The following is an 8,961-nucleotide window of genomic DNA, read 5'->3' as shown; positions in this document are numbered from 1 at the left end:
GAGGAGGAGGCTCCTTTAGTTAATACCTAAAGTGAGTGGACGTTACTCGCAGAATAAGCACCGGCTAACTCTGTGCCAGCAGCCGCGGTAATACAGAGGGTGCGAGCGTTAATCGGATTTACTGGGCGTAAAGCGTGCGTAGGCGGCTTTTTAAGTCGGATGTGAAATCCCTGAGCTTAACTTAGGAATTGCATTCGATACTGGAAAGCTAGAGTATGGGAGAGGATGGTAGAATTCCAGGTGTAGCGGTGAAATGCGTAGAGATCTGGAGGAATACCGATGGCGAAGGCAGCCATCTGGCCTAATACTGACGCTGAGGTACGAAAGCATGGGGAGCAAACAGGATTAGATACCCTGGTAGTCCATGCCGTAAACGATGTCTACTAGCCGTTGGGGCCTTTGAGGCTTTAGTGGCGCAGCTAACGCGATAAGTAGACCGCCTGGGGAGTACGGTCGCAAGACTAAAACTCAAATGAATTGACGGGGGCCCGCACAAGCGGTGGAGCATGTGGTTTAATTCGATGCAACGCGAAGAACCTTACCTGGCCTTGACATACTAAGAACTTTCCAGAGATGGATTGGTGCCTTCGGGAACTTAGATACAGGTGCTGCATGGCTGTCGTCAGCTCGTGTCGTGAGATGTTGGGTTAAGTCCCGCAACGAGCGCAACCCTTTTCCTTATTTGCCAGCGGGTCATGCCGGGAACTTTAAGGATACTGCCAGTGACAAACTGGAGGAAGGCGGGGACGACGTCAAGTCATCATGGCCCTTACGGCCAGGGCTACACACGTGCTACAATGGTCGGTACAAAGGGTTGCTACCTCGCGAGAGGATGCTAATCTCAAAAAGCCGATCGTAGTCCGGATCGCAGTCTGCAACTCGACTGCGTGAAGTCGGAATCGCTAGTAATCGCGGATCAGAATGCCGCGGTGAATACGTTCCCGGGCCTTGTACACACCGCCCGTCACACCATGGGAGTTTGTTGCACCAGAAGTAGGTAGTCTAACCGCAAGGAGGACGCTTACCACGGTGTGGCAGATGACTGGGGTGAAGTCGTAACAAGGTAGCCGTAGGGGAACCTGCGGCTGGATCACCTCCTTAACGAAAGATTGACGATTGGTAAGAATCCACAACAAGTTGTTCTTCATGACGATGTATCTGAGGGTCTGTAGCTCAGTTGGTTAGAGCACACGCTTGATAAGCGTGGGGTCACAAGTTCAAGTCTTGTCAGACCCACCACTACTGACGAAGCAAGCAATTGCAGAGTAAAGCAGAAAATCAGAACATTGAATCCTATATGATAAGCTGGGGACTTAGCTTAGTTGGTAGAGCGCCTGCTTTGCACGCAGGAGGTCAGGAGTTCGACTCTCCTAGTCTCCACCACTCATTGCGATGCAATGAGTTAAACATTAAGCAAACGGTTTGATAGCTTATAGAGCTTAGTGATTAAGTTGCGTATAATGCGCGGCATTGTTATTAAGCTCTGTGATTTATCACAGTTGACTGTAGTCCGACGAGGATACAGTGAATCATTAACAGAATATATTTGAGTTGAAATAATTTGTTCAAACTCGTTTCAAGTAGGCAACTACAAGAAATGAGTTCTAGCGATTAAACTGAATCAAGCGTTTTGGTATATGAATCTAATTGAAGCTGTACGGTGCTTAAATGCACAAGACGCCAACTGTATGAGAGTGATGATTTATCATCATAATCTGTTGCTAACCTAACTTGTAAGGGTTAACGACTGTTTGGGGTTGTATAGTCAAGTAATTAAGTGCATGTGGTGGATGCCTTGGCAGTCAGAGGCGAAGAAAGACGTGATAGCCTGCGAAAAGCTCCGGGGAGGCGGCAAATATCCTGTGATCCGGAGATGTCTGAATGGGGAAACCCACCTGGTATAAGCCAGGTATCGTATGATGAATACATAGTCATGCGAGGCGAACGGAGGGAAGTGAAACATCTCAGTACCTCTAGGAAAAGAAATCAATTGAGATTCCCTCAGTAGCGGCGAGCGAACGGGGAACAGCCCATTAAGTCATATCAGTTTTAGTGGAATGCTCTGGGAAGTGCAACCATAGTGGGTGATAGTCCTGTACACGAAAGGGCTGATATGATGATGTCGAGTAGGGCGAGGCACGTGAAACCTTGTCTGAATATGGGGGGACCATCCTCCAAGGCTAAATACTCCTGACTGACCGATAGTGAACCAGTACCGTGAGGGAAAGGCGAAAAGAACCCCTGTGAGGGGAGTGAAATAGATCCTGAAACCGCATGCATACAAGCAGTGGGAGCCGACTTGTTCGGTGACTGCGTACCTTTTGTATAATGGGTCAGCGACTTATATTCAGTAGCAAGGTTAACCGTATAGGGGAGCCGTAGGGAAACCGAGTCTTAATAGGGCGTTTAGTTGCTGGGTATAGACCCGAAACCGGGTGATCTATCCATGAGCAGGTTGAAGGTTAGGTAACACTGACTGGAGGACCGAACCCACTGTCGTTGAAAAGCCAGGGGATGACTTGTGGATAGGGGTGAAAGGCTAATCAAACTCGGTGATAGCTGGTTCTCCCCGAAAGCTATTTAGGTAGCGCCTCGGACGAATACCATTGGGGGTAGAGCACTGTTTCGGCTAGGGGGTCATCCCGACTTACCAAACCGATGCAAACTCCGAATACCAATGAGTACTATCCGGGAGACAGACTGCGGGTGCTAACGTCCGTAGTCAAGAGGAAAACAATCCAGACCGCCAGCTAAGGCCCCTAAATTATAGTTAAGTGGGAAACGATGTGGGAAGGCATAGACAGCTAGGAGGTTGGCTTAGAAGCAGCCACCCTTTAAAGAAAGCGTAATAGCTCACTAGTCGAGTCGGCCTGCGCGGAAGATGTAACGGGGCTAAAACTATATGCCGAAGCTGCGGATTTGCAATTTATTGCAAGTGGTAGGGGAGCGTTCTGTAAGCCGATGAAGGTGGATTGAGAAGTCTGCTGGAGGTATCAGAAGTGCGAATGCTGACGTGAGTAACGACAAAGCGGGTGAAAAACCCGCTCGCTGAAAGACCAAGGGTTCCAGTCCAACGTTAATCGGGGCTGGGTGAGTCGACCCCTAAGGCGAGGCCGAGAGGCGTAGTCGATGGGAAATTGGTTAATATTCCAATACTTCTGTTTAATGCGATGAGAGGACGGAGAAGGTTAAGTCAGCCTGGCGTTGGTTGTCCAGGTGGAAGGTTGTAGGCATGTATCTTAGGCAAATCCGGGGTACTCTATGCTGAGAACTGATAGCAAGCTGTACTTGTACAGTGAAGTGGCTGATACCATACTTCCAGGAAAAGTCTCTAAGCTTCAGTTAAACAGGAATCGTACCCGAAACCGACACAGGTGGTCAGGTCGAGTAGACCAAAGCGCTTGAGAGAACTCTGCTGAAGGAACTAGGCAAAATGGTACCGTAACTTCGGGAGAAGGTACGCTGCCGGCGGTGATAGGACTTGCTCCTTGAGCTGTTGGCAGCCTCAGAAACCAGGCCCCTGCAACTGTTTATTAAAAACATAGCACTCTGCAAACACGAAAGTGGACGTATAGGGTGTGATGCCTGCCCGGTGCTGGAAGGTTAATTGATGTGGTTAGCGCAAGCGAAGCTATTGATCGAAGCCCCAGTAAACGGCGGCCGTAACTATAACGGTCCTAAGGTAGCGAAATTCCTTGTCGGGTAAGTTCCGACCTGCACGAATGGCATAATGATGGGGGCGCTGTCTCCAGCAGAGGCTCAGTGAAATCGAAATCGCCGTGAAGATGCGGTGTACCCGCGGCTAGACGGAAAGACCCCGTGAACCTTTACTGCAGCTTGACATTGAACTTTGATCTTACTTGTGTAGGATAGGTGGGAGGCTTTGAAGTGGCGACGCTAGTTGCCATGGAGCCGTCCTTGAAATACCACCCTGGTAATATTGAGGTTCTAACTCTGTCCCGTTATCCGGGACGAGGACCATGTCTGGTGGGTAGTTTGACTGGGGCGGTCTCCTCCTAAAGAGTAACGGAGGAGTACGAAGGTGCGCTCAGCGTGGTCGGAAATCACGCGTAGAGTATAAAGGCAAAAGCGCGCTTAACTGCGAGACCCACAAGTCGAGCAGGTACGAAAGTAGGTCTTAGTGATCCGGTGGTTCTGTATGGAAGGGCCATCGCTCAACGGATAAAAGGTACTCTGGGGATAACAGGCTGATACCGCCCAAGAGTTCATATCGACGGCGGTGTTTGGCACCTCGATGTCGGCTCATCTCATCCTGGGGCTGAAGCAGGTCCCAAGGGTATGGCTGTTCGCCATTTAAAGAGGTACGCGAGCTGGGTTTAGAACGTCGTGAGACAGTTCGGTCCCTATCTACCGTGGGCGCTGGAAATTTGAGAGGATCTGCTCCTAGTACGAGAGGACCAGAGTGGACGAACCTCTGGTGTACCGGTTGTGACGCCAGTCGCATCGCCGGGTAGCTATGTTCGGAAGGGATAACCGCTGAAAGCATCTAAGCGGGAAGCCTACCTCAAGATAAGATTTCCCTGTGACTTTATGTCACCTAAAGAGCCGTTGAAGACTACGACGTTGATAGGTTGGATGTGGAAGTGTAGCGATACATGAAGCTGACCAATACTAATTGCTCGTGAGGCTTGACTATACAACACCCAAACAGTTGTTGTATAAAAGCTCAATTGATTCGAAATCAAACGATCAAACTTGATTTAGTTAAAAAGCTAGATAGAATAAACAACCTAATTTAACTCAAGTATCTCTGTTAATAACTCATTTGACCAAGCATTGGCATCTAAATAAGACCAAACGCAAAGTCATACCAGTTGTGCTGGCGACCATAGCAAGAGTGAACCACCTGATCCCTTCCCGAACTCAGAAGTGAAACCTCTTAGCGCTGATGGTAGTGTGGGGTTTCCCATGTGAGAGTAAGTCATCGCCAGCTCATTATTCTAAACACCCCCTTCAATAGAAGGGGGTGTTTTTTTAGGCCTGGGAAAAAGAAAACTGTAGTAAATGATTAAAATAGAGCAGGATTTAGGCTAAAAACTCAGCTCTTAATAAAATAATAGGCATATACTAGCTGAGTCTCTGGAGCTTATATGTCCACAAATTCATCTTCAAGCCATATTGAATATGGTTCTTCTGCCTTTAAAGCGGTTTTGTTTTCCTTGTTTCTGGCTGGATTTGCAATTTTTTCATCATTGTATTGTGTACAGCCGATGATGCCGATTCTGGCAGACTATTTTCATATCTCTCCTACGCAAAGCAGTTTTCCACTTTCATTTTCTACCATTGCATTAGCTGTTGGCCTGATTTTTACTGGACTCATTTCTGACCGTTTTGGCCGTAAGCCGATTATGGTCTGGTCTTTATTTTCGGTTGCAGTATTGTTATTGCTGAGTGCTGTATTGCCAGTCTGGTCAGTGTTTCTGGCGACCCGGGTATTAATAGGCTTAACCGTAAGTGGCGTGGCCGCAGTGGCGATGACCTATATTGGGGAAGAAGTTGCCGCGAAAGATGTTGGTTTTGCCATGGGACTCTATATTTCTGGAACTGCGATTGGCGGTATGAGTGGCCGTTTGCTTGCAGGAGTATTGGTAGACTTTATTTCTTGGCAGTCAGCGACTTTAATCATTGGACTAATTAACCTCTGTATTGCGACAACCTTCTATTTCTTATTGCCTAAATCCAGGAATTTTCAAGCTTATCCTATTAAATTGAGCCGCTTCATTACTGCATTTCAGCATAATCTTAGTGATCCCAAGCTGCGAATCTTGTTCTTACAAGGTTTCATCCTGATGGGCTGTTTTGTTTCAGTCTTTAATTATCTCAGCTATCGCCTGATTCAGGCACCTTTTGAGCTGTCGCATGTCTGGATTGGGGTAATTTCGGTCACCTATCTGGCAGGAATCTATAGCTCACCTCGTGCGGCGGCATGGAGCCAGAAATTTGGACATTTCCAAGTATTGGTGGCCATGCTTGCCAGTATGTTGCTAGGACTAGTGTTGATGCTAGTCAATAGCTTGGTGCTGATCTTTATTGGTCTGCTCATTTTTACATTTGCATTTTTTGCTGCACATTCCACGGCCAGTAGTTGGGTGTCTGTGCAATCTTTACAGTATCGTGCTGTAGGATCATCACTTTATTTATTCTGCTACTATCTTGGATCCAGTGTGCTTGGCAGCTCGAGTGGTCTGGTCTGGGAAAATACCGGATGGCGCGGCCTCAGTTTATTCATCGGCATTATTTTGATAGTCGGTTTATTGGTAGCTCAACAGTTAAAACCTAAAATAAGCAGACTAGAAACAGAATAAGCATATATTCCTGATTAAAGTCCTAAAGTCTATATTGTATAAATTATAATCAAGCAACCTCAGTCGAATTCATGCTAAAATGCTCGGCTTTCATCTTTGATCTATTTTTTGATCTTCCATCTGCCAGCCGAGAATTGCTAGCCATGTCTACTGCTTATACCATGCAGACAGCGCCTACAGCGTTGTTTGATTACGACAAATATTGGGCGTCGTGTTTTGAACCTGCGCCATTTTTGCCGATGTCACGCGAGGAGATGGATCAACTCGGCTGGGACAGTTGTGACTTTATTTTAGTCTGTGGCGATGCCTATATTGATCATCCTTCATTCTGTTCAGGCATTATTGGCCGTACCCTAGAAGCACAAGGCTTCCGTGTGGGAATTATTGCACAGCCAGACTGGACCAATGTTGAAGCCTTCCGTGTATTAGGAAAACCCAATATTGCATGGGGTGTGACTGCGGGCAACATGGATTCGATGATCAACCGTTATACGGCAGATCGCAAGATTCGTTCAGATGATGCCTATTCACCAGATAATCAGCCAAACAAACGTCCAGACCGCGCTGCGACCGTGTATTGCCAACGTGTACGCGAAGCCTATCCAGATGTGCCTGTCCTGTTGGGTGGGATCGAAGCATCATTACGTCGTATTGCACATTATGATTACTGGTCAGATAAAGTGCGTCGTTCAGTATTGATGGACTCTAAAGCTGATTTATTGATGTACGGTAATGGTGAGCGTTCCATCACTGAAATCATGCATCGTCTGGCGCGTGGCGAAAAAATCCAAGACATTACCGATGTTCGTGGTACAGCATTTATTGTCAATAAACACAACCGCCCGTCGAAAGCCAAATTTGTTGAAATCGCATCGAATGATGTCGATGCGATTGGCCGTGTTGATCCAATTATTAACCCTTATGTCATGACTGAAGATATTGAAGGTTGTGAGATTGAACAAGGGAAGGACTCGAGCCAGTACCAGGGTTTCCAAAAAGAACATGTCGCTAATCCAATTGTCCGTGAAGGCGATAATTTGGACGAAAATACACAAATCGTGCAGTTACAACCGGCGTCGAAAGCGATTAAACATAAATTACCACCGCGTGAATTGGCGGTGATTCGTTTGCCTGCTTTTGAAGAAGTGGTGAATGATCCGGTGCTTTATGCACATGCTAACCGTATTTTGCATCTGGAAACCAATCCAGGGAATGCCCGTGCATTAGTACAAAAGCATGGTGAACGTGACGTATGGTTAAATCCACCGCCAATTCCGTTGACTACGGAAGAGATGGACTACGTGTTTGACCTGCCTTATGCACGTCTACCACATCCATCATACGGTAATGCACGTTTCCCAGCCTTTGACATGATCAAGTTCTCTGTGAACATCATGCGTGGCTGTTTCGGTGGTTGTACCTTCTGTTCGATTACGGAACATGAAGGTCGTATTATTCAGAACCGTTCTGAAGAATCGATTCTGCGTGAAGTGGAAAAAATTCGTGATACAGCACCAGGCTTTACTGGCATCATTTCGGACTTAGGTGGCCCAACAGCCAACATGTACCGTTTGGCCTGTAAGGATCCTGAGATCGAAAAGAACTGTCGTAAGCCTTCGTGTGTGTTCCCGGGAGTATGTCAAAACTTACATACCGACCATGCGCCATTGACACAGTTATACCGTAAAGCACGTGCATTACCAGGTATTAAAAAGATTCTGATCGGTTCAGGTTTACGTTATGACCTTGCGGTTTTAAACCCTGAATATGTCAAAGAATTGGTGACGCATCACGTGGGTGGTTACCTCAAGATTGCGCCAGAGCATACCGAAAAAGGTCCGCTCAATAAAATGATGAAGCCTGGCATTGGAACTTATGACCGATTCAAGCAAATGTTTGATCGTTATAGTAAGGAAGCAGGCAAGGAACAGTACTTGATTCCTTACTTCATTGCGGCGCATCCGGGTACAACCGATTATGACATGATGAACCTTGCAATTTGGTTGAAGAAGAATGGCTTCCGTGCTGATCAGGTACAGACCTTCTATCCATCACCAATGGCGACTGCAACCACCATGTATTACACTGGTAAAAACCCACTGGCGAAAGTGGCGCGTTACACTGAAAATGTCGACATTGTGAAAGGTGAGAAGCGTCGTCGTCTGCATAAAGCTTTCTTGCGTTACCATGATCCAAACAACTGGCCTTTACTGCGTGATGCCTTGCGCGAAATGGGCCGTCAGGACCTGATTGGTAATTCGAAACAGCATCTGATTCCGACCTATCAGCCTGCAGGTGTGGATGGCCAGTATCAGTCAGCACGTAAGAAGAACTCGACTGTTGCAGGCGATTCACAGAAACGTACCGGTCAGGCAGGCAATCGTGGACAAGGTCAAAGCCAAGGACAGAACAATCGCCCGAAGAAAGGGCAGATCTTGACCCAGCACACAGGTTTGCCACCACGCGAAACCGGTGATGCGAAAAAGCCTTTTGGCGGTTCTAAAGCTAAAGGCAAAGCCAAACCAAAAAGTCGTGCCTAAATCACTTAAAAAAGACACTTCGGTGTCTTTTTTATTTTTCTCTGATTTTTTATTAAAAGAAGTCAGATCTCAATTAAACAATAATTAAATTAAGA

The 8,961-nt window shown here is 46.9% G+C and carries 2 protein-coding genes, 2 tRNA genes and 3 rRNA genes; all 7 read left to right on the top strand.

Annotation, left to right across the window (positions count from 1 at the left end; genetic code table 11):
* Positions 1–1,101: ribosomal RNA gene (locus F899_RS14780) — 16S ribosomal RNA — on the top strand; the annotation flags it as partial.
* Between the two features lie 61 nt (positions 1,102–1,162).
* Positions 1,163–1,239, top strand: a tRNA-Ile gene (locus F899_RS14775).
* Positions 1,240–1,307: 68 nt separating this feature from the next.
* Positions 1,308–1,383 (top strand) — tRNA-Ala (locus F899_RS14770).
* 380 nt (positions 1,384–1,763) lie between these two features.
* Positions 1,764–4,657 (top strand): 23S ribosomal RNA (locus F899_RS14765).
* Positions 4,658–4,839: 182 nt separating this feature from the next.
* A 5S ribosomal RNA gene (gene rrf / locus F899_RS14760) occupies positions 4,840–4,954 on the top strand.
* A 157-nt stretch (positions 4,955–5,111) separates the two neighbouring features.
* Entirely contained in the window at positions 5,112–6,326 is a 1,215-nt protein-coding gene (locus tag F899_RS14755; protein ID WP_005223573.1) for an MFS transporter, read from the top strand.
* A gap of 143 nt (positions 6,327–6,469) precedes the next feature.
* On the top strand, positions 6,470–8,866 hold the full coding sequence (locus tag F899_RS14750; RefSeq protein ID WP_034434289.1) for a YgiQ family radical SAM protein: 2,397 nt from the start codon (positions 6,470–6,472) through the stop codon (positions 8,864–8,866).
* Positions 8,867–8,961 lie beyond the last annotated feature (95 nt).

The sequence above is a fragment of the Acinetobacter sp. CIP 101934 genome, assembly GCF_000369585.1.
Lineage (GTDB): Bacteria > Pseudomonadota > Gammaproteobacteria > Pseudomonadales > Moraxellaceae > Acinetobacter > Acinetobacter schindleri.
The sequence above is the reverse complement of the archived record's forward strand: the minus strand, read 5'-3'. Positions and strand labels throughout refer to the sequence as shown.